Annotated in this window: 19 protein-coding genes and 1 pseudogene; 3 read left to right on the forward strand and 17 right to left on the reverse strand. The window is 63.7% G+C overall.

Annotated features, from left to right (window positions below; translation table 11 throughout):
- Nucleotides 1–76: 76 nt before the first annotated feature.
- The 3 genes from aldA to GA645_RS23175 form a co-directional block, all read right to left on the reverse strand.
- Nucleotides 77–1,498 (reverse strand): aldehyde dehydrogenase, encoded by a 1,422-nt coding sequence (gene aldA / locus GA645_RS23165; protein WP_152225845.1) that lies wholly within the window; start codon nt 1,496–1,498, stop codon nt 77–79.
- Between the two features lie 261 nt (nt 1,499–1,759).
- Nucleotides 1,760–2,698, reverse strand: a complete 939-nt coding sequence (locus GA645_RS23170; protein WP_152225846.1) for a LysR substrate-binding domain-containing protein — start codon at nt 2,696–2,698, stop codon at nt 1,760–1,762.
- A 53-nt stretch (nt 2,699–2,751) separates the two neighbouring features.
- Nucleotides 2,752–3,894, reverse strand: a complete 1,143-nt coding sequence (locus GA645_RS23175) for a hypothetical protein (protein ID WP_372239816.1) — start codon at nt 3,892–3,894, stop codon at nt 2,752–2,754.
- A gap of 258 nt (nt 3,895–4,152) precedes the next feature.
- Here GA645_RS23175 and GA645_RS23180 point away from each other — a divergent pair, with 258 nt between their 5' ends.
- Nucleotides 4,153–5,028 (forward strand): LysR substrate-binding domain-containing protein, encoded by an 876-nt coding sequence (locus tag GA645_RS23180; RefSeq protein ID WP_152225848.1) that lies wholly within the window; start codon nt 4,153–4,155, stop codon nt 5,026–5,028.
- Between the two features lie 332 nt (nt 5,029–5,360).
- Nucleotides 5,361–5,811: pseudogene (locus tag GA645_RS23185) on the forward strand (hypothetical protein).
- A gap of 60 nt (nt 5,812–5,871) precedes the next feature.
- Here GA645_RS23185 and GA645_RS23190 read toward each other — a convergent pair.
- The 14 genes from GA645_RS23190 to GA645_RS23255 all read right to left on the reverse strand — a co-directional run bounded on the left by GA645_RS23190 (nt 5,872) and on the right by GA645_RS23255 (nt 20,741).
- Entirely contained in the window at nt 5,872–6,114 is a 243-nt protein-coding gene (locus tag GA645_RS23190; protein WP_152225850.1) for a hypothetical protein, read from the reverse strand.
- A 4-nt stretch (nt 6,115–6,118) separates the two neighbouring features.
- Entirely contained in the window at nt 6,119–7,549 is a 1,431-nt protein-coding gene (locus tag GA645_RS23195) for an efflux transporter outer membrane subunit (RefSeq protein ID WP_152225852.1), read from the reverse strand.
- Entirely contained in the window at nt 7,549–10,725 is a 3,177-nt protein-coding gene (locus tag GA645_RS23200; protein ID WP_152225854.1) for an efflux RND transporter permease subunit, read from the reverse strand. The genes GA645_RS23195 and GA645_RS23200 overlap by 1 nt, the downstream gene beginning before the upstream one ends.
- A gap of 10 nt (nt 10,726–10,735) precedes the next feature.
- Nucleotides 10,736–11,785 (reverse strand): efflux RND transporter periplasmic adaptor subunit, encoded by a 1,050-nt coding sequence (locus GA645_RS23205; protein ID WP_218572339.1) that lies wholly within the window; start codon nt 11,783–11,785, stop codon nt 10,736–10,738.
- Between the two features lie 198 nt (nt 11,786–11,983).
- The gene (locus tag GA645_RS23210) at nt 11,984–12,589 is read right to left on the reverse strand and encodes a hypothetical protein (protein ID WP_256676004.1); all 606 of its coding nucleotides are present in this window, start codon (nt 12,587–12,589) and stop codon (nt 11,984–11,986) included.
- Nucleotides 12,590–12,651: 62 nt separating this feature from the next.
- Complete coding sequence (locus GA645_RS23215) at nt 12,652–12,978, reverse strand: hypothetical protein (protein WP_152225858.1); 327 nt, start codon at nt 12,976–12,978, stop codon at nt 12,652–12,654.
- Nucleotides 12,979–13,039: 61 nt separating this feature from the next.
- Nucleotides 13,040–13,543, reverse strand: coding sequence for a transcriptional regulator (locus GA645_RS23220; RefSeq protein ID WP_152225860.1), 504 nt, complete (start codon nt 13,541–13,543; stop codon nt 13,040–13,042).
- Between the two features lie 285 nt (nt 13,544–13,828).
- Complete coding sequence (locus tag GA645_RS23225; protein ID WP_152225862.1) at nt 13,829–15,190, reverse strand: MFS transporter; 1,362 nt, start codon at nt 15,188–15,190, stop codon at nt 13,829–13,831.
- 92 nt (nt 15,191–15,282) lie between these two features.
- Nucleotides 15,283–16,722, reverse strand: coding sequence for an NAD-dependent succinate-semialdehyde dehydrogenase (locus GA645_RS23230; RefSeq protein WP_152225864.1), 1,440 nt, complete (start codon nt 16,720–16,722; stop codon nt 15,283–15,285).
- Complete coding sequence (locus GA645_RS23235; protein WP_152225866.1) at nt 16,719–17,753, reverse strand: aldo/keto reductase; 1,035 nt, start codon at nt 17,751–17,753, stop codon at nt 16,719–16,721. Before GA645_RS23235 ends, GA645_RS23230 begins: the two co-directional genes overlap by 4 nt.
- A 10-nt stretch (nt 17,754–17,763) precedes the next feature.
- Nucleotides 17,764–18,276, reverse strand: coding sequence for a formaldehyde-activating enzyme (gene fae / locus GA645_RS23240; RefSeq protein ID WP_152225868.1), 513 nt, complete (start codon nt 18,274–18,276; stop codon nt 17,764–17,766).
- A gap of 327 nt (nt 18,277–18,603) precedes the next feature.
- Nucleotides 18,604–19,182: a DUF2846 domain-containing protein gene (locus GA645_RS23245; RefSeq protein WP_152225870.1), complete on the reverse strand. Its 579-nt coding sequence runs from the start codon at nt 19,180–19,182 to the stop codon at nt 18,604–18,606.
- A gap of 78 nt (nt 19,183–19,260) precedes the next feature.
- Complete coding sequence (locus GA645_RS23250; protein ID WP_152225872.1) at nt 19,261–20,148, reverse strand: carbon-nitrogen hydrolase family protein; 888 nt, start codon at nt 20,146–20,148, stop codon at nt 19,261–19,263.
- Nucleotides 20,148–20,741 carry a GNAT family N-acetyltransferase gene (locus GA645_RS23255; RefSeq protein WP_152225874.1) on the reverse strand — a complete coding sequence of 198 codons (594 nt, stop codon included), beginning with the start codon at nt 20,739–20,741 and terminating at the stop codon, nt 20,148–20,150. Before GA645_RS23255 ends, GA645_RS23250 begins: the two co-directional genes overlap by 1 nt.
- Before the next feature lie 109 nt (nt 20,742–20,850).
- Between GA645_RS23255 and GA645_RS23260 the strand changes: the two genes are divergently transcribed.
- Entirely contained in the window at nt 20,851–21,249 is a 399-nt protein-coding gene (locus tag GA645_RS23260) for a nuclear transport factor 2 family protein (RefSeq protein WP_152225876.1), read from the forward strand.
- Nucleotides 21,250–21,643 lie beyond the last annotated feature (394 nt).

Genomic DNA, 21,643 nt, shown 5'->3' on the forward strand with positions numbered 1-21,643 from the left:
AGCCGGATCGGTCACCGGCGGATGGTGGAGCCGCAGTTGAGAAAAGGGGCCCAGGCAGCGGCCCCCAGGGTTTGAATCAGAACTTGAGGACAACCAGGCGCGTCTGGGTGAACTCCAGCATCCCGTGCTTGCCGTCGTCGCCGCCCAGGCCCGAGCGCTTCCAACCGGCGTGGAAGCCCTGGTAGGGGTCGGCGGGCGTACGGTTGATGTAGATCTCGCCCGCCTCGATGTGGTTGGCGACCTTCATGGCATTGCGGTAGTTCTCGGTGAACAGCACCGAGGACAGGCCGAACTGGTGGTCGTTGGCCATGCTCAGCGCGTCGTCGAGAGTCTCGTAGGACAGCACCGGCAGCACCGGACCGAAGATTTCCTCCTGGACGATTTCCATGTCCTGGCGGCAGCCGCTCAGCAGAGTCGCCGGGTAGAAGTGGCCGGCACCTTCGGGCAGCACGCCGCCGCACTCCAGCACCGCGCCTTCGGCCAGCGCGCGCTGGACCTTGGCGTGTACGTCCTGGCGGGCACGGGCGTTCTGCATCGGCCCCATCCGGCTAGCGTCCTGGGCACGATTGCCGATGCGCACGGCGGCCATCTTCTCGCGCAACAGGGCGAGGAAGCGGTCATGCACGCTGGCCTGCACGTAGACGCGTTCGATGGCGGTGCACAGCTGGCCGCAATGGGTAGTCTTGGAGCCGACGATGGCGGCGGCGGCCTTCTCCAGGTCGGCGTCCGCCTCGATGATCGCCGGAGTCTTGCCGCCCAATTCCAGGGACGGCTTGGCGATGTTGGCCTTGCAGTAGTCGAGCACGATGCGGCCGGCACCGACGCTGCCGGTCAGGGTGATCAGACCGATCTGCGGCTGCTGGCAGAGCACGCCGGCCACATCGTGGTTCATGGTCAGCACGTTCAGCACGCCGGCGGGCAGGCCGGCCTCCTCCGCGCAACGGGCGATCTCGAAGGCCGAGGTCGGGGTGTTGTTGCTCGGGCGCACCACCACGGTGTTGCCGGTGATCAGCGCCGGCGCGACCTTGCGCAGGAAGGTGTAGACCGGGTAGTTGAACGGGATCAGCGCCGCGACCACACCGATCGGCTCGCGCTGCAGCAGGATGGTTTCGTCGGTGGAATCGCTGGGGATCACTTCGCCTTCGATGCGACGCGCCCATTCGGCGTGGTAGCGGGTGATCTGGCCAGCGTAGAAGGCTTCGCTGCTGGCATCGGCCAGACTCTTGCCGGACTCCGCAGCCAGGGCGGCGCCGATGCGCTCGGCGTTACGCTCCAGCGCCTCGGCGAAGCGGCGCAGGTGCTCGCCACGCTCGATGGCCGGCAGGCGGGCCCAGCTACGTTGAGCGCGGGCGGCGGCTTCGACGGCCTTGCGCACATCGGCTTCGGTGGCGGCCGGCACCTGGGCGACCTGCTGCTCGGTCGCCGGGTCGAACACGGCGATATGGGCGGAGGAGGCGTCGGCGAAACGGCCGTCGATGAAGTTACGATCTGTACGCATGGTCATGTCCTGTCGTTCAAGCAAGGCTTCGGGCCGATGGCGGCCCCGCGGAACGACAAGGTGCAGGCTGACTCATGCAGGCGACGGGCAAGGTGGCGCGGCGCAGGCATGGGGGTGACTCTTGTCGTTATCGAATGGCCGAAGTTTCGATAGGCACCGAAGGAGCGACAAGCGATTAATAGACCGCAGTAACTTGCGAAAAACGCAGGTTACTGCGCATAGGAAAATAGCCACTTCCTACTGGAAGTGACTCGGATTCTTTCAGGAAAGACTGACGAAGGAGCCCGATCCAGCCAGGTTGCGCTCGGCCATCCACACCTCCTGCTGCAACCACTCATGGAAGCGCTGGACGTGGGGCGGCAGCTCCTGCTCGGGCCGGCTGACCCACCAGTAGGACTGGTGCCCCTGCACCTCGACGTCGAGCATCTGCACCAGCTGCCCCGCTGCCAGTTCGCGGGCCACCATCTGCCGGTCGGCGATGGTGATGCCCAGGCCGTCGATGGCCGCGCGAATGGCCATGTCCAGCAGGTCGAACTCGTAACCGCCCCGCAGGTCGACGCCCTGGATCTTCGCTGCGTCCAACCAGTGCCGCCAGGTCAGGAAGCGCTGGTCGTCGCGGGCCAGCACATGCAGCAGGGTCATACTGCGCAGGTCGATGTCCTGCTCCTCGCGCTGCGCCAGCAGGCTGGGCGCGCACACCGCGATGTGCCGCTCGTGCATCAACAGCGAGCTGTCCAGGCCGTCCCATTCGCCATTGCCGAAGCGGATCGCGCAGTCCAGCGTGCTGCTCTGCGCGAGGCTGTCCTGCAGGTTGGTGGTCAGGCTCACTTCCAGGTCGGGATGCGCTTCGCGCAGGCGCGACAGGCGCGGCAACAGCCAGCGCAGGGCGAAGGTCGGCGGCGCGTTGACCCGCAGGCGATTGAGGTGGTGACGCTGCTGGATGCCGCGCACGGTCAGCTCGATGCGGTCGAACGACAGCTGCAGTGCGCGCAACAGTACGCGCCCCGCTTCAGTCAGTTCCAGATGGTGATGACGACGGACCAGCAGGGACTCTCCAAGCTGCTCCTCCAACTGACGCACCTGGCGGCTGACCGCGCTCTGGGTCACATTGAGCAGCTCGGCAGCACGGGTAAAGCTACCGGTGCTGCCGGCCACCTCGAAGGCTTTCAGCGCGTTCAGCGCCGGTATCTTGCGTTTCACCCAACCTTCCCTGCCCACAGGCCGCCGCCGCGCGAGCTTCGTCTGCATGCTTATCAGAAGTAATAGCCGATGTTGGCATACAGCTGGTTCTCCCAGTGGTCGGTGCCACCTTCGGCCAGACTCCGGGTGTAATTGCTGCCGCCAATGTAAGGATCGTTGCGACCGTTCAGCCACTCCACGGCGATGTACACCGCCTTGACCGAGAACGAAGTACCGAGGATGAAGCGCTGTGAGGTCTTGTAATCATCGGCGGACTTGTCGAAGGCGCTGTAGTTGCCATAGACCTTCACGCCGCTGATCCAGCCCTCAAGGAAATTTCCTGGGATGCTGTAGCTCAGGTCGCCGACATAGAGGTTACCGCGACTTGCGACGTTGAATGTACCGTCGTACCCACCGAATGTGACTACCTTGTCGCTACCAGAATTCCTAGGCGACATTTGCTGCCGGGCGGCTTGCAATTGCACGCCCCATGGGCCGTTCTGGCCGGCGTAGTGGATGGCGTAGGCATTGCGTCGACCGTTGTCGTTGGTGTCCTGGTTCTCCAGGCGCGAGGTCAGCGCGGACAGGCCGACTTCGGACTTCCAGTCTCCCAGCTGCAGCGAGCGCGCCACGCGGCCAACCAGAATCTGCCGCTCCTTGTTGCGGTTGCCATCACCCACGTAATCATCCGCCGAGGTCACCACGGTGGAATAGGTATCGCCGTTGCTGGTGCCATTGCCCGGCCAGGAGGGACGGGCATAGGCGCCGACCTGGACGTTCCAGTCACCCTGCTGCTGGATGTACTTCACCCCCACATCGTTCACATCTTCCAGGCCGATGACATTGCCCAGGGTCTCGTAAAAGGTACTGCCGAAGAGCGGCTGCAGACCGAACGGAATCTGGTTCAGACCGACCTGCACCTGTTTGTCCGGATCGAAGCGATAGCCGATCCAGGCATACTCGGCAAAATTGATGTCGCCGAAATGATCGGTGTACTGATACGGGTACGCCTTGCCGTACCAGCGGTAGCGTGCGGCGCCGATCCAGGTGTCGGAGGTGTAGGTCACGCGCAGCATCGCGGTATCGATACCGAATTTCTCGATATCGCGGTCCGGATCATGATCGAAGCGCGTTCGGACAGCTCCGCCAATGTCCAGGTTGTCCGTGACCGGCACGGCGAAGGCCGCTGAACTCAGGACGAACAGGACAGGCAGCAGGACGGACGATGGGCGGAGCGGCAGGTAGGGTATGGCCACGTTTGGAAGTGCCTCGGCAGGTTTCTTGTCGTTATGCGGTTCCCCCGGACCGGCAAGCTCCGGCCCCTGGGCGCGGCCGAAACTAGCCCTGGCCGATACATCCGACAAACGACTAAATCGCGGGCGAAACCCGAGGAAAACGCATGCTCCGCCACCATCGGCACCGCTAGAATCGGGGCGAGAAAACGCGCCCAAGGCGCCCTTCCGGATGGTCCCGTCATGCGCAACCTACCGCCCTTGACCATGCTCCGCGTCTTCGAGGAAGTCGCTCGTCATCGCAGCTTCAACCGTGCTGCCGATGCGCTGAACGTCACCCAGGGCGCGGTCAGTCGGCAGATCAAGCAACTGGAGGACTACCTCGGAATAAGGCTTTTCCTACGAACGCCCCGCGGTCTGACGCTGACCGAAGCCGGTGGGGCATTGTCCACGCATCTGGAAGATGCATTCGACCAGATCGAACGGGCCCTGCAGGCAGTGCGCGTCCCCAATCTGCGTCAGCGCCTGCGCATCCTCGCCCCACCGACCTGGGGAACACGCTGGTTGTCGCCGCGACTGCGAGGGTTTCTGCAGCGCTATCCGGACATCAACCTGAGCATCACCAACCAGTTCGACGCCGACAGCCACAACGAGCTGGATTGCCAGATCCGCTTCGGCCTGGAACGGGCCATTCACTGCCACAGCGAACTGCTGGTGATGGAGCGGCACCTGGCGGTCGCCAGCCCCGATCTCTTCGAGGGTGACCGACCGCCAGAACTGAGCGCCCATCCGCTGCTGCACATCCTTCACGAAGGCAAGCGCCTGAAGGTCTGGGAGAACTGGCTGGAGACCGTAGGCCGCATCGACATCGACGCTGCCAGCGGCATCGAATTCAGCACGCTGGATCAGGTCATTCACACGGCTCTGGCTGGCGGGGGACTGGCGGTGATCGACCGGCAGATGATCGAACGAGAACTGGTCAGTGGCAGCCTGTTGCCGATCGCCCCTGTGGAAGTGATCGGCCCCTACGGTTACTGGCTGGATATCGCCAGTGACAAGCTGGGTCTGTCGAAGGTGGAGCGCTTCCAGCAGTGGCTGAACCAGGAGAGAAACCCCTGATAACACCCCCTGCAGGGCAGGCAGGCGTGCCTCACTGAAAAAATGGCCAGACTCCTGATTCGCCACCGGAGCCTGGCCGAGTATCAGAGGCAAGAACACCACAGGAGCACTCACTTTCAAGCCTCTGAGCATGCCCCCAATCGGCATGCCGCTGCACTCTTCAGGTTTCGTCCGGCCTCGCGCTGCCGGAAGCGCCCTAGAGATAGGCACGATATTTCCTGTGCTCGTTCCTCCCCAGAGTATCCCTCGACGCTTCCCCTTAACCTCGTACGACAGGCTCGCCAGTGAAGGTGCGCCTGTGCAACAGCTCCCATTGTCGAGGTACAGAGAAAATGAAATCAGCAACATCCTGGATCGCCGCCCTCCTGGTCACCTTTTCCCTCAGCGCCTGCTCAACAGTCGATGCGGGCGACGGCGGGCCGGGTGAGGTGGAGATTCGCTCGGGCCGCATCGAGCAGATATCCCTGCCCCAGATGCAGACCAACCATGACAGCGGCGTCGGCGCCGTGCTCGGTGGCGTGGGCGGCGCTCGGCAGCCTGATCGGCCACGGCACCGGCCGGGATGTGGCGATGGTCGCGGGCGCGCTCGGTGGCGCCCTGGGTGGCAACTACGCGGAGAAGAAGCACTACGACCAGCCCAAGGAAGCCCAGCAGATCATCGTGCGGATGAAGAATGGAGTGCTGGTATCGGTGACCCAGCCGGTCAGTCCGGGACTGGCGACGGGCATGCCGGTATACATCGAGGGCAGTGGCAACGAGGCGCGAGTGGTTCCACAGGGTTAACCGATCAAGGCGCCTTTCCCGGAGAAAGGGAAAGGCGCCGCTTACGGACGTGAGCCGAAGTCAGGGAGTTTTCAGCTTGTCGATCAACTCCGTGCGCCATACACCAATACAGCGAGGCGCACGAATGGAAAGACGTACCATCACGCCCTTCAAGGGGTCTCGGGAAAGTGGCGTGTAAACGCCGTCAACCCTCACTACCAAGCCCTCGCCACGCACCGCAAGCAGTATTTCCTCGTCACTCACTTCGTCGCCACAGAAGATTCGAATTTCCTCTCCAGGTCGACGCGACAGTGCCAGCGCCATTGATCTACCTCCCACGAGCCGCTATAGGCTTGACGAGCAACGATGCATCCGCGCCGACGTCGCCGCCAACCGACAGGTACAACGCGTTGAAGGCGTTCAGCGACGCCAATCGACTGTTAACTTCCTGCAGTTGCCCTTCGAAGAGTTTTTCTTCCGAGGTGGTGACCTCCAGATAGGTCGAATATCCCCCCTCGTACAATCGACGCGCCTGCCTGGCGTAGGTCTGCAACGCACTGATCTGCTGCTCGACAGCAGTGAGCTGTGCCGCCGACTCACGGGTATCGACCAGGGCGTCGTTCACGTCCGCCAAGGCCGACTGGACGGCTCCCTGGTAGGCCAGCACCGATTGCTGGTACTGGGACTTCGCCTGCAGGACCTGACCGGAGATCGCACCCGCATCGAATACGGTCTGGTTGATGCCAAGCGCCAGGTTCCAGATTTTCGATGCGCTCTCGAACAGCTGTCCGCTCTCACCGCGGCTGAAACCGATCATCCCCGACAGGTTAAGGTCCGGCAGATACAACGCTTCTGCCGCCCCGACCATCGCATTGCTCGCCACTACCGCCTGCTCCGCCTGCAGCAGGTCCGGCCGCCGTGACAACAGACTGGCAGGCAGGACTGTCGGCGTCGCCGGCGCGCGCAACGAGGACAAGCGCTCAGAGCGCACGATAGGCCCCGGAGCACGGCCGAGCAGAACCGACAGTGAGTTCTCCGCTGCGGCGATCTTTGACCTCAGTGGCGGAATGGCCGCCTGGGTCGACCAGTAGTCGTTCTGTGCCTGGCTGAGTTCGAGCTGGCGAACCACACCTCGGTCATAACGCTTCTGGAAGATATCCAGCGCATCCTTGCGCGCCTGCGCCGTTTGCTCTGCGATAGCCAGCTGCTCATCCAGCGCGAGCAGATTCAAATAGCCTTCACTGATCGAGCTGGCCAGGCTGAGTGCCACGCCACGCTGCGCATACTGCGCGCCCAGCAGTTGCGCGCTTGCCGCTTCGCCCTGCCGGCGCAGCCGTCCCCACAGATCGATCTCCCAGCTGGCGCTCATCCCCGACTGATACTGATTGGTAACGCCATCAAAGCTCGAGAACGGCGTATCGACGAACTGATCGCGGCGTCCACGCTGGGCTCCCAGGCCCAGGCCGAGTTGCGGGAACAAGCCTGCGCGGACGGTCTGCAGTTGCCCGCGGAACTGCTCGATGCGTGTAGTGGCACGCTGCAGGTCGAGGTTGTTGGTCAGGCCTTCGTTCACCAGTGCTGCCAGCGTTGGCGAGCCGAACTGCCCCCACCAGGGGCCGGCCACGCCAGCGGAGGTATTCGTCAGATGCGCCCTGAAGGTGGACGGCACACTGACCTCCGGCCGCTGATAGTCCGGTCCGATCATGCAGCCCGCCACGCTGGACACGGCCAGCGCCAACCACAGTTTTCTGGCATCCATCAGTGGGCCTCCGGGGCAGTGCCGCTATCGGCTTCGCTTACGCCGACGGATGTCGAGGCAGCCTCCTTCTGCTTATCCTTCCGCTCGCCAAGCCGCTCGACGAGGTAGGAGAACAGCGGCACGAACAGCAGCGCCAGACTGGTGGCGGCGAGCATCCCGCCAATGATGCCGGTACCGATGGAATGACGGGAATTCGCCCCCGCCCCCGTGGCGATGGCCAGCGGAACCGCACCGAAAATGAACGCCAGGGAGGTCATGATGATGGGGCGCAAGCGCAGCTGGGCGGCCTTGAGAACCGCGTCCATGGGCGAGAGCCCCGCCTGGCGCTGGAGGATGACGAACTCCACGATCAGGATCGCGTTCTTCGCCGCCAGCCCCACAAGGGTGACCAGGCCGATCTGGAAGTAAACGTCGTTGGGAATGCCACGCGCCCAGATCGCCACCAACGCGCCGAAGATGCCGAATGGCACGGCGCTGAGTACCGTCAGCGGCAGCGACCAGGATTCGTACTGTGCCGCCAGGATCAGGAACACCATGATGATGCCGAAGATGAACACCAGCACCGTGGTATTGCCCGACTTGTTCTGCTCGAACGCCTCGCCGCTCCACGCATAGCTGTAGCCGGCAGGAAGCTCCTGAGCGGCGAGTTGCTGCATGGCCGTGATGGCATCGCCTGAGCTGTAGCCCGGGGCCGCGCTGCCAGTAATCTTGGCGGCGGGGAAGTTGTTGAAGCGGGTTACCAGGCTCGGGCCGGAGCTGAACTCCGTCTTCACCAGCGCGGACAGGGGGATCATCTTGTCATTCTTCTGTTTCACGTACAGATAGCCCAGGTCGGTCGGTGAACTGCGGTACTGCGGGGCACCCTGCAGGATCACCTGCCACACCCTGCTGCCCAGGACATACTGGCTGACGTACGAGGAGCCGAACTGAGTCTGGAGCGCGCCATAGACATCAGCCATCGGAACGCCGAGGGTCTCCGCCTTCGAGTTGTCGACGGAAATCCGCATCTGCCGGGTGGACGCCTGGAAGGTACTGATCAGGCCAGACAGCTCCGGGCGCTTGGCAGCGGCGCCGATGAGTTTCCAGGTCGCTGCCTGCAATTCCTTGGCGTCGCCATTGCCACGGCTTTCCACCCAGAATTCAAAACCGCCCTGGGTGCCCAGACCGGGAATCGACGGCGGGTTGATGGGGATGACCCTTGCCTGGGGAATGCTCGCCAGCTTCGGATAAAGCGCCCTGATCACACCGTCGGCGGAAAGCGCGAAGCCCTTGCGCTGCTCGGACGGCTTCAGGTTGATGAACACCGTTCCCATGTTGGTCTGGTTCTGCCCGTCGATGAAGCTGTAACCGGAAATCGCCGAGGCATCCTGTACGGCAGGGTGTTCGCGGAACAGGGAGGCCACCTGTTCGGTGGTAGCCTCGGTGCGATCGAGGCTCGCCGAGTCCGGCATCATCACGGCCACCAGCAGGTAACCCTGGTCCTCTTCGGGAACGAAGCTGGTCGGGATCTTCGAGAAGAGCGTCCAGATGCACAGCAGCATCACCGCAAACAGCGCCAGTGCCAGCACCATGCGCCGGACCACCAGGGACACCAGGCCGACGTAGCCGTGAGTCAGCTTGTCGATTGCCTGGTTGAACCACTGGAAGCCTTTCCAGCGGGCATGCTGGCCGGGCTTGAGAATCAGTGAGGCCAGCGCCGGCGACAAGCTCAGGGCGACGAAGCCGGAAATCACCACCGAGCAGGCGATGGTCAGGGCAAACTGCCGATACAACAGGCCGGTCGTACCGCTGACGAAGGCCACGGGGACGAACACGGCACAGAGAACCAGCACGATGGCGACCACCGGCCCGGTCACTTCCTCCATGGCCTTCACGGTTGCATCGCGGGCGCTGAGCTTGAGCTCCTCCATGTTCCGCTCGACGTTTTCCACGACGACGATCGCGTCGTCCACGACGATGCCGATGGCCAGCACCAAGGCGAAAAGCGTCAGCAGGTTGATGGAGAAACCCAGTGCCAGCAAGGCGCCGAAAGTACCCACCACCGCCACGACCACCGCGGCAACTGGAATCAGGGTACTGCGCACGCTCTGCAGGAAGACGAACACCACCATCACCACCAGCGCGATGGCGATCAACAGCGTCACCTCCACCTCGTGGATGGAGGAACGTACGAACTCCGTGGTATCCAGCGAGACCACGGAGTCGATCCCATGCGGGAAAGTCGTGGACATCTCGGCCAGTGCCGCGCGAACGTTCTTCGACACTTCCAGGGCATTCGAGCCGGCCTGCTGGTAGACGGCGATCAGGGTGGCGGTCTTGCCGTTGATGGACGAGCGCATGGTGTACTGGTTAAGGCCGATTTCCGCGCTGGCGACGTCCCCCAGGCGAACGATGGCCGTCCCCGTGGAGTCGACGCGCAGGATAATGTCCTCGAAGTCCTTGGCCGTTTTCATCCGCCCCGGAGTCACCAGCGGATAGGTCAGCTCCATCTGCCCCTGGGAAGGGGCCTGGCCGATGTTGCCGGCACCGAACTGCTGGTTCTGCTGGCTGACGGCGTTCTGCACGTCCGCCGCCGTGATCCCCAGCTCGGCCATCCTGTCGGGCTTGAGCCAGATGCGCAGGGCGAGGTCGGCGTCGCCCATGATCTGTGCCTGGTTCGCCCCCTGGATGCGCTTGATCGCATCCAGCACGTACAGGTTCGCGTAGTTGCCGACGTACTGCTGGTCGAAGCTGTCATCAGGGGAATAGATGGCCAACAGCATGAGGAAACTGGAAGAGCGCTTCTGCACGTTGACGCCGTTCTGCTGGACGGACTGCGGCAACTGCGCCAGCGCCTGGCTGACTCGGTTCTGTACCTGGACCTGGGCGATGTCGGGGTCGGTACCGGTATCGAAGTACACGTTCAGGGTCATTTGTCCCGTGGGCGAGCTGACCGACTGCATGTACAGCATGTTGTCCACGCCGTTGACCTGCGTCTCGATGGGCGCTGCGACGGTGGATGCGATGGTCTGCGAGTCGGCGCCCGGATAGGTCGCCGTCACAGTGATCTGGATGGGGGTGATGTCGGGATACTGCGCCACAGGCAACGCGAAGATCGACACGCCACCGGCGATGATGATGATCAGCGACAGCACCATGGCGAAGATCGGGCGCTCAATGCAGAAGCGGGAAAGCATGGCCGGCTCCTCACTCTGACTTCGCGGCGGGAGCGCCGAAGCTGTCGGCCTGCGCCACGCCGGTCACTTTCAGTGGCGCACCTGGCATCAACTTGCCAGCGCCATCGACGACCACCTGCTCTCCACCCTTGAGTCCGTCTTCGACCCGCCAGAAATCACCGGACGGTTCGGCCATCTGCACCGGGCGGGCCTCGGCCTTGCCGTCGGAACCGGCAACATACACGAAGTCCCCTTTCGGCCCGTGCATGACTGCCCGCTGCGGGACCTGGACGGCATTGGCGTAGCTCGCGCCCTTGAGCGTGATGCGCACGAACTGCCCCGGATGCAGCTCACCCTTGGGATTGGCGAAGTCGGCGCGAACCATGAAGGTGCCGGTCTGCTGGTTGAACGTGCTGGAGGTGAAGGTCACCACACCGGTATGCGGGTAGCTGGAGCCATCGGCCATCAACAGATCGGCTTCCATGCGCCCATCGGCCGGCAAGACCAGCCGGCCGCTCTCGCTCAGGTTGCGCACGGCGAGGAACTGCTCCTCGCTCACGCTCAGGACAACCCGCATGGGGTCCAGGGTCGAAACCGTGGTCAGCAGACTGTTGCTGGTGTTTACGTAGGTGCCGTCATTCACCTGCGCGTAGTCACTGACGCCCTCCACCGGTGAGCGGATGTAGGTGTAGGACAGATTCAGCTCCTGGGTTTTCACCTGGGCCAATGCGGCCTGCATGGAGGCTTCCGCCGCCTTGGCGCTGCCGATCGCATCATCTCGATCCTTTGGGCTCAGTGCCTTCTCGGCCGCCAGCGGCAGGACTCGATCAAGGTTGGCCTTGGCCCGTTCATAGCGAGCCTTCTGCGCCTCGTACTCGGCCTTGGCCGAGGCGAGGTCGGCCAGGAATGGGGCGTGATCGATTTCGAAGAGCAGTTGGCCAGCCGTCACCACGCTCCCTTCCGTGTAGTTGCGCTTGAGGAGGAAGCCATTGACCCGGGCACGAATATCCACAGCCTGAGGGCTTTGGGTCTGGCCGACGAAGGTAATGCTCGCCGGTAAGCTCTCGGGTTTCGTCGTCACGGTAGTGACATCGATCGGAGCGGCGCCGGCAGGGCCCTTTCCATCCGGCCCGCAGGCTGTCAGGCAGGCAGCGGCAAATAACACTGCGCAATGGCAGCCGAGATCAGTCAAACGCATGGTGGATTCCGTTGGTCATCGCGGAGCAGCAAAAAAACGAGGCAAGGGCCTCTGCGGTCTGGCAGGAGCCCCGGAGTTGCATCAGTTGGTGGACTTGGTCGGGGCCTGAGCGCCCGGATGGGCAGTCACGATCTGCAGGGTGTCCTCATAGGTCACGTTCAGCGTCTGGCCAGCCTTCAGCTCACCCAGCTTGCTGCGCAGTTTCGGGTCGTCGACGGAAACGACCTTGGTGGTGCCGTCCGGACCTTCGAAGGTGAGCTCATGCTTCTTGACGTTGATCCCGACGATCTTCAGTTGCACGCGCGCCATGCGGAATGCGTCGCCGCCCGGATGCAGGTTGCTCGGGGTCGCCAGGGCAACGCCTTCGGCCTCGATACCGCCCGGTGCCTGGCTCTGAACCTTGGTATCCAGATCGAACGCGGCGGAGTGGATGACCAGCGCGGCGATAGCGTCGCCCGCCTTCAGATGCCCCAGATCCTGAGCAGCATCGGTGACCTGTACGGTGATCGGCTTGCCCGCCGCGTCCTCGACCACGATACGGCGATCCTTGGCATCGACGGAAACGACCTTGGTCACGACCTCATCGGCCTCGACGGCGGTGCCCAGCGGAATGTCGGCAGCCATCACAGGGGCGGCGATCGCCAAAGCCAGGGCGCTGATCATCGGCAGGGATTTGAGGATATGCATGAGTGAACCCTCCTTGGGCTCGGTGTTGTGGAAAATTGGAAGCGCGAATGGCGCTCTCGGCGCTACTTGGAAATCCGGGCGGTATCGCTGATCGCATTGCAGGTGTTCGGGTCCAGGCAGTAGGTGATGTAAACCGCCTGGCGCCCGCAGCCGCGCGCCCCGATGGTGTATTCGGTACGGTTGTTGGCGTAGGCGATCTGAACCTGAGTGACCTTGCTCGACAGGACGGACGCCGAGACATCCGGGCAGTCGAGCTCGAACTTCGCGCGGGAAACGGTGGCGTTGATGGCTGCGTTCTGGTTCTGCGCGAGGAACTCCTGATCGGTCATGCAACCACTCACGGCGGCTGCAAAGGCACAGAGCGAAACCAGCAGATAGCGTGTCTTCATAGGGGAACCTTCGACGACGATGTCCGTTGCCACGCGTGAGCGCGTGGCACTCAGAAAGGAATTACTCGGCCAGGGGAAGCGATCGATTGGTCTGGATCAGCGCGAGGGCGTCGAGTTGCGTCTCGATCTGCAGGAAGCGCAGTGCACGCACCGGCGAGACCTCCTTGGAGATACGCCCCACATAGGTTTCCTTCAGCTTCTGGCGTCGGTCTTCCAGCTGGAAGACACGCATCTGCAGGTCTTGGGCCTGGTCCTCGCCAACCGTGCCCGCCTGCAGGCTGCGGACGAAGTCGAGGCTCAGCGCCATGGCATCGGTATCGACCTTGTCGGCCTCACCGCGGTAGCTGTTGTAGATGGCCCAGAACGGCTCGGCCTCTGCGGGCGCCAACTGGATGTTGCGATCCATGACGCGGCGGCGGTTGTATTCCACATCTGCCAGTTGGTTCTTGATTTCCTCCTGATGCTGACTCATCTCGTCGCGGGCCTGCTCGCTGGCCTCCTCGGCGGCGGCGAACAACGGCAGGCAACTGAAAGTCAGGGCGGCAACAGCGGGACCAAAGTGCATAGCAACTCCTTGCTGGGGAAATATCGCCTTCGGGCGTCATGGCGCCTGATGGGGCCATGACTGACCGGTCATCCGAGGCGGAAGCCGCTACCTTAATCGGCATCCGGGGCACTGAAATCGGGGGGGAAATCGATAAGGACAGACCTCCCGTCAGTTGCGCCAATTTCCTACAGGCCTTGGTCAAGATCCTGAGGAACGGCAATGCACACACGCCCTCTTGCCCCTGAAAAACAAACGGGCGCACCGATTTCCGGTGCGCCCGCTGGGCGGTTCGCCGCGGCTGGATCAGGCCAGCCTGGCGGCCTTGTCCGGCACCTTGGCAGCTCCGTCGCCGGCATCGCTGCGACAGGCATCCGTGAGGGTGAGGTACTTGGTCTCCGGCGCCCAGGCGATGGAGATGATCGCCCCCAGCAGCAGGATGCCGGCGAGGATAGCCATGGTCGGGTTGAGGCCGATCCCCGCCACGCTGACCGGCAGCAGGAAGGTGCTCAATGCGGAGCCCAGGCGGCTGGCCGCGGTGGCCAGGCCGATACCGCCGGCGCGCACCTCGGTGGGGAAGCTTTCCGCCGGATAGACGCCGACCAGGTTGCTCACCGCCGACAGCACCAGGGTGAACAGCCCGAAGGTGGCGACCATCAACCAGGCCATGCTGCCCGGCAGAAGTACCAGCAGGAACAGCGACGCGGCGAGGATCAGGAAGGAATTGATGAGGAAGCCGCGGCGGCTGAACTTGATAGTGCACCAGATGCCCAGCAGGGCCCCGACCACCAGCAGCGCGTTGAGCATCATCTCCGTGCCGAACCCTTCGGACAGCCCCATCTTCTGCAGGATCGACGGCAGGAAGGTGTAGATGGCGAAATACGGCATGACGATGCAGATGAAGAACAGGCAGTTGAACGCCGTGCGCTTGCGGTATTCACGGCTGAACAGTGCCGCGTAGCCACTGTGCTTGCGCGTGATGACTTCCTCGTCGATCTCCACGTTCGCGCCCAGGTGCTTGTGCACGATGGCGCGGGCCTCCTCGATACGTCCCTTGTGGATCAGCCAGCGCGGCGACTCCGGCGTGCCGATGCGGGCGATCAGGATCATCGCCGCGGGAATCGCCGAGGATGCCAGCATCCAGCGCCAGGCATCGTCGCCCAGCGGCAGCATGGCCGTGCCGACGAAGGTCGCAGCGACGTAGCCGAAGGTCCAGATCACGCTGAACGAACCCAGCAGCACACCACGGTGCTTACGCGGTGCGAACTCGGCGAGCATGGCGTGGCCGACGCTGAAGTCGCCCCCCAGGCCGATGCCGATCAACACCCGGCAAAGGAACAGCTGCATCGCGGACTCGACGTAGAACTGCATCACCGAGGCAACCGTGATCAGCACGAAGCTGATGAGGAAGATCTTCTGCCGGCCGAGGTGGTCGGAAATCCAGCCGAAGAACAGGCTGCCGAGGAACAGGCCGAACAGCGCCGAGCTGCCGATCAGGCCCTGCCAGAAAGGCGCCAGCGCCATCTGTGGATTGATCAGGGTGAAGGCGATGCCGATGAGGCCGAGGATGTAGCCATCGGTGAAGTGCGCGCCGAAGGTGAGGCCGGCGATCTTGATGTGGAACCTGCCAATGGGCAGGTCATCGATTTTGACTGTTTGACCCGACATGATCGTCTCCGATTTTTTTTATTGGAAACACAGCGAGGTTGAGGCGCCGCGCCCTGAGCGACGCGGCGGATGGGCAGAACGCCTTGACGGCGTCAGGCGGACAAGCCCCCCATGAGCAGGTACTTGATCTCCACGTAGTCCTCGATGCCGTACTTCGAGCCTTCGCGGCTCAGGCCCGACTCCTTGATGCCGCCGAAGGGCGCCACCTCGGTGGAGATGATTCCCTCGTTGATGCCGACCATGCCGGCTTCCAGCCCCTCGGCCATGCGCCAGACGCGGCCGATGTCGCGGCTGTAGAAATAGGCGGAGAGACCGTAGGGCGTATCGTTCGCCAGATTCAGGACTTCGACCTCGTCGTGGAAACGGAAACAGGCGGCCACCGGGCCGAAGGTTTCCTCACTGGCGATCAGCATGTGCTGATTCGCCTCCGCCAACACGGTCGGTTCGTAGAAGGTGCCGCCCAGCGCATGCCGACGACCGCCACACAGCAGCCTGGCGCCCTTCTCCAGCGCGTCGCCGACGTGCTGTTCGACCTTGAGCAGCGCCGCCTCATTGATCAACGGCCCCTGCTCGGTTTCGCCGTCCAGCGCGTTACCCACACGCATGGCGCGAACCGCATCGGTGAGACGGGAAACGAAAGCGTCATACACCCCATCCTGGATGTAGAGGCGGTTCACGCAGACGCAGGTCTGACCGGTGTTGCGGAATTTCGAGGCCATGGCACCGCGCACGGCGGCGTCGATATCGGCGTCGTCGAAGACGATGAAGGGCGCGTTGCCGCCCAGCTCCAACGAGACTTTTTTCAGGGTCTCCGCCGCCTGGCGCATCAGCAGCTTGCCGGTACGGGTCGAGCCGGTGAACGACAGCTTGCGCACGGCGCCGGAGGCTTGCAGCGCGCCACCGATCGCCGGCGCATCGCCAGAGACGATGTTGAACACGCCCGCCGGAATGCCCGCCTCTTCCGCCAGCACCGCCAGGGCGAAGGCCGACAGCGGGGTTTCCTCGGAAGGTTTGAGGATCAGGGTGCAGCCGGCGGCCAATGCCGGGCCGACCTTGCGGGTGACCATCGCCAGCGGGAAGTTCCACGGGGTGATCGCGGCGACCACGCCGATGGCCTGCTTGATCACCACAATGCGCGCATCGCCCTTGTGCGAGGGAATCACATCGCCGTAGACGCGCTTGGCTTCTTCGGCGAACCATTCGAGGAAGCTCGCCGCGTAGGCGACCTCCCCCTTGGCCTCGGCCAGCGGCTTGCCCTGCTCAGTACTGAGCAGGCGCGCCAGTTCATCCTGGCGCTGCAGCATGAGCTCGCCCCAGTGGCGAATGCGCGCGCTGCGTTCCTTGGCGGTCAGCGCGCGCCAGCCCGGCAGCGCACGCTCGGCAGCGGCGATGGCGGCGTTGGTTTCCTCGGCGCCGCCAAGGGCGACGTCGACGATCAACGCGCCAGTGGCCGGGTTACGCACCGGGTAGGTCGCGCCGCCGGCTACCCATAGGCCATTAATGTAATGGCCGGTTTTCAACAGCGCGCTCATGCCACCGCCTCCGTCAGCGCGAAGGCTTCGCGCATGGGCCGGGCGGCGCGCAGGATGCGCTTGCCGGCGTTGTAGTCGTTGATCACGTCGCAGGGCGTGTAGTTACGCTCCAGCTCAAAGATTTCCTCGTCGTCCAGACGCGTCTCCAGCGCGGTCAGCGCGCTGTCGAACTGCGCGGTGGTGTCGGCGCCGACCAGCATGCAATCCACGCCCGAATGCTGCAGGACCCAGGCCTGGGCGATCTGCGCGTTGGATACGCCACGGCGCTGGGCCACGCGCTGCACGGAGCGGGCGATCTCGAAGGAGGCTTCGTCGGCGTACATCTGCTGGGTGAAGAAGTCGGTCTGGTTGCGCGTGGAGCTCACGTCACCGGTCAGCAGGCCACGCGCCAGCGGGCTGAATACCGAGACACCCAGGCCCTGGTCGCGGCAGAACGGGATCATCTCGCGCTCTTCCTCGCGGTAGGCGCAGTTGAGCTGCAGCTGCATGTTGATCGGCTTGACCCAGCCGTTGCGCTCGCAGGCCATGAGGATCTTCGCCAACTGGCCGGTGAGCATGGTCGACACGCCGATGTAGCGGGCCTTGCCGGCGCGGACGATGTCGTTCAGCGCGCCCATCACCTCTTCCACCGGGGTGTTCACATCGTAGAAGTGCAGCATGTAGATATCGACGTAATCCATGCCCATGCGCTTCAGGGAGGCATCGATGCCGTCCATGATGTGCTTGCGGGAATGGCCGCTGGCGTTGACGCCGGGGCGGGTGCCGTAGCCGACCTTGGTGGTGATCACCACGTTCTCGCGGCGCACCAGGCGCTTGAGGATGCGGCAGACCACTTCCTCGCCGACGCCGGCGGAATAGAAGTCGGCGAGGTCGATGAAGTTCACGCCGGCATCCAGCGCGTGCTTCACGATCGGCTCGCTCCTGGCTTCATCGAAGATCCACGGCTTCCAGTCCGGGGTGCCCATGTTCATGGTGCCCAGGCACAGCTTGGAAACCTGCAGGCCGGAGTTGCCGAGACGGATGTATTGCATGGTGCGGACCTCAGGCCTTGGGGGTGTAGAAGGGGTTGGCGATGGCATTGACCACGTCGGCCAGCTGCGCGCGCTCGGGCTTGCAGCTCAGCGCCGCACGGATCGCGGTGCGGCAGGCGTTGTAGTTGTTCAGGTAGACGGCATCCAGGTCGTCGCACGCCGGGTTGACCCAGTTGGCGGTGACGATGGCCCACTCGTCCTCGGCTTCCGGCGGCAGGGTGCCGTCCAGCAGCGCTTCGGTGACGGCCTTGGCGATGCCGGCCTGGGACGCGCCCCAGTTGGCGTTGGCGTGCATGTCGCCGTTGATCTCGGCCTTGTTCACATAGAGGGTCATGGGTTTGACCGGGATATTTGGCTGGGCGATCACCATGAACGGGCAGTGACCCTGGCTGGGTGAAGCGAGGCTGCTGGCAAAGGCCTGGCCGGCCGGACCATTGCGCGGGCCGATCAGGATGTTGATGTGCGCGGCGTTGACGCCAGGGCCTTCGAAACCTTCACCGATGTACAGGTCGAGCTTTTTCATGGAGTACCTCATGGAACGTGGGGGTGTAGAAAAGCCCGGGCCTGCTGGCGCGGCCCGTGGCAAAACCGGCAGGAGATGCCGGGGGAAAGTCAGTAGGGATCAGGAATCGAGGGGCGAGTCGGGCAGGTGCGCAACGGCACCGGACAGGCCGGAACGAAGAGGACGGATCGAGGGCAGGGAAAGCAGGGAGGTGATCATGTCGCGTCGCTCTTTGTTGTTGTCGATGAGCTGGTGCGACGATTTTTAGCACCGGGCCAAAGCGGCCCGGTAACCATAAAAACTCAAGGAGTTATGAGCTGAACTCATAACATCGCATACGGGGTCGATTCACAGTCCGATGCGTTCGAAGAAGCCCGGCTTTCGGATCTCCTTGCCGCTGGCGGCGAAGCTGACAGGTTCCTGCACCTGGCGCGTCGCAGGTATCTCCCGAGAGCCGAGCTCGTTGCCCACCAGGTTGAGCGGACCGGCACCCTCCCCGGCGTTGTGCTGGAATTTGGGCGCCGTATGGGTTTCGTCGTAGCGCAGGTAGTAGACCTGGCCGGCCTTCGCCTCCAGGGCGAAGCCGGAAATCAAAGTGAAGTCCAGGGTGCCGCCGGCGAAAAAGGTCCAGAAGCTGCCCAGCAGGGGGCGGCGCATCTGCAACGGATAACTGCCCGGCTCGAAGCGCATGGCGAAGTAACCATTGCTCGGCAGGCTGCCGATCAGCTCGTTGTTGAGGAACAGCCCCGGCGCTTCCAGCTCCTCGTCGGACCACTGGTTCTGCGGACGGTAGATGTACACCGTCGCATGCTGCGGATCGCTCGGCTGTGCGCTGAACATCGGGCCGTCCAGCGCCCCGAAGAACGCGCCGGGCGAACTGCAACCGGCCAGCAACAGGAGGATGGCGCACAGAGCCAGTCGGAGCATGGCATGTCCCTCTTATGGTTATGCCCGGAGCATAACCACGGCACCGCGCCTTGCCACCCGTCGAAAGTCCGGGTCTTCTCAGCGAAGGATGCTCAACCGTCCCGGCGTGAACTGCTCCGGCCAATCGCGACGAGTGAACACCTGCCCCTCGCGACGCACACGGCGTACTTCGTCCAGGTCCAGGTCATGCACCAGCCAGCGGCTTTCCGCGGGTACCAGTTCCTCGCTCAGCGCCAGCACGCCATTGGCGGGCATGCCGTAGTCCGGCGGCACGTACAGGCCGGCGCGGCCGACGTTTTCGTCCAGCGCCGGCGACCAGGGCGCGAGGCCTACCGTAGGCGAATGCAGCACGGCGATCTGGTTCTCCAGCGCACGGGCCTGGGCACCGATGCGCACGCGGTGATAGCCGGCCTCGGTGTCGGTACAGCTGGGCGCGAGTATCAGGTCCACCTCCTGCTCGGCGAGGGTGCGCGCCAGCAGCGGGAATTCGTTGTCATAGCAGATCAGGATGCCCAGCCGGCCGAACTGGGTCTCGAACACGCGCAGGCCCTCGCCGCCGACGATGTTCCACTGCTCCCGTTCGAAGCGCGTCATCAGCAGCTTGTCCTGAGTGCCGAGCAGGCCATCCGGACCGAACAGCCAGGCACGGTTACGGTAGTGGCCATCCGCATCGAGCACCGGAGCCGAACCCGGGACGAAATAGAGATTCATGCGCCGGGCGATGGACTCGCACAGCGCCAGCCATTTCGGCAGCCACGGCTGCAGGCCGGCGATTGAGCCGTGCAGGTCACTGCGCACCTCGGCCGGTAGCAGGCCGCTCAGCACCAGCCCGGCATACTCTGGCAGCACCAGCAGGCGCGCGCCCCGCCCCGCCGCCTCGGCGCACAGGTCTTCGAGGTGCTGCGCGTAAGCCTCCCAGCTCTCGTGCAGTTCGATGGCGTACTGGCAGGCGGCAACGCGGATCATCAGGTGAGCTCCTTGAGCCAGAAGGACATGGGTTTGGCGGATTCGAACGGGTCGCCGACATCACGCCAGTGGTATTCGGTGCGCAGCTCCGGCCGAGGGCTGAAGCCCCGGTGCAGCCAGAACTCGTCCAGCGTCCGGTAACCGACCGGGCGCGCCGGGTGGTCCAGTGGCCGCTGCACTGCACAGAAGGCGCACCAGTCGAAGCGCTGCAACCCGCGTGCATAGCGCTCACGCTCCTCGAAGAAGCGCAGGCCCAGCCCGGTATTGCGGTAGGCCGGCAACAGCACTGATTCGCCGAAGTAGAAGATGTGCCCGGGATTCCAGCCCTGTTCGAGGAAGGGCCGCTGGAACTCTTCGGTCTCGTCCTGCAGCGGCAGCCCGGTGGAGGCGCCGACCACCCGGCCCTCGTCGAGCACCAGCACGCACAGGCTCCAGGGGCAGCGCACATAGGTATCGAGGTAATTCGCCTCGTATTCCGGGCTGCCGTCGTAGAGATAGGGGAATTCGCGGAATACGGTGATCCGCAGGCGCGCCAGGTCATCGATGAAGGGGCGGATGGCGCCGCCGCTGAGCAGCCGGATGTCCGTGGGCATGGTCGTTTTCGTCCGCAGGATGCCGCTAACGGCAAAGTGATGGCCGACAGCTCAACCTATCATGACCGACGAATCCGCCTTAAGCCCTACCCGCGACAGGAGCATACCCATGCACGCCAAGGCCCTGATCAATGCCTACTACGCCGCCTTCAACGCTGGCGACATGCCTGCTTTCCTCGGCTTGCTGCACGAGGAGGTGGTGCACGACATCAACCAGGGCGAGCGCCAGCATGGCAAGGTGGCGTTCTCGCGCTTCATGGAACACATGAACCGCTGCTACCGCGAACGACTGGCGAACATCGTGGTGATGGCCAGCGAAGACGGCACGCGCGGAGCGGCCGAGTTCGTCGTGCATGGCGAGTACCTCAGTACCGACGAGGGCCTGCCGCCGGCCAACGGGCAGACCTACGTGCTGCCGGCTGGCGCCTTCTTCGAGATCCGTGACGGCAAGGTCGCGCGGGTGACCAACTACTACAACCTCAATGACTGGCAGGCACAGGTAGGGTGAATTTCAGGCAAGGGATTTTCGTAGGAGCAACGGTCTTTTGTGCCCTTGTAGGATGGCGTAGAGCGAAGCGAAACCCATCAACATCGTGCACCGACAGCATGGGTATCGCTTCGCTCCACCCATCCTACGAATTGCGGCAACTCCAGTCCTGGTGCACGACTCCTGTAGGAGCGGACTCCGTCCGCGATGCTTCGGCGCAATGCGAATCGCGGATGAATCCGCTACTACAAAAGCCGCTCATGCCCAAACCGAACCGTAGGGCGTATAACGTTCGACGTTATACGCCGCCTCACCTTGGCCACAATGCGCTCCATTGCTGGTCACAGAGCCGCAGTTTCACGACACTCCGGACCTCACCAGGGAACCGACCAGGCGCACAGTGAATCAGCGTACA

The organism is Pseudomonas sp. SCB32 (assembly GCF_009189165.1).
Lineage (GTDB): Bacteria > Pseudomonadota > Gammaproteobacteria > Pseudomonadales > Pseudomonadaceae > Pseudomonas.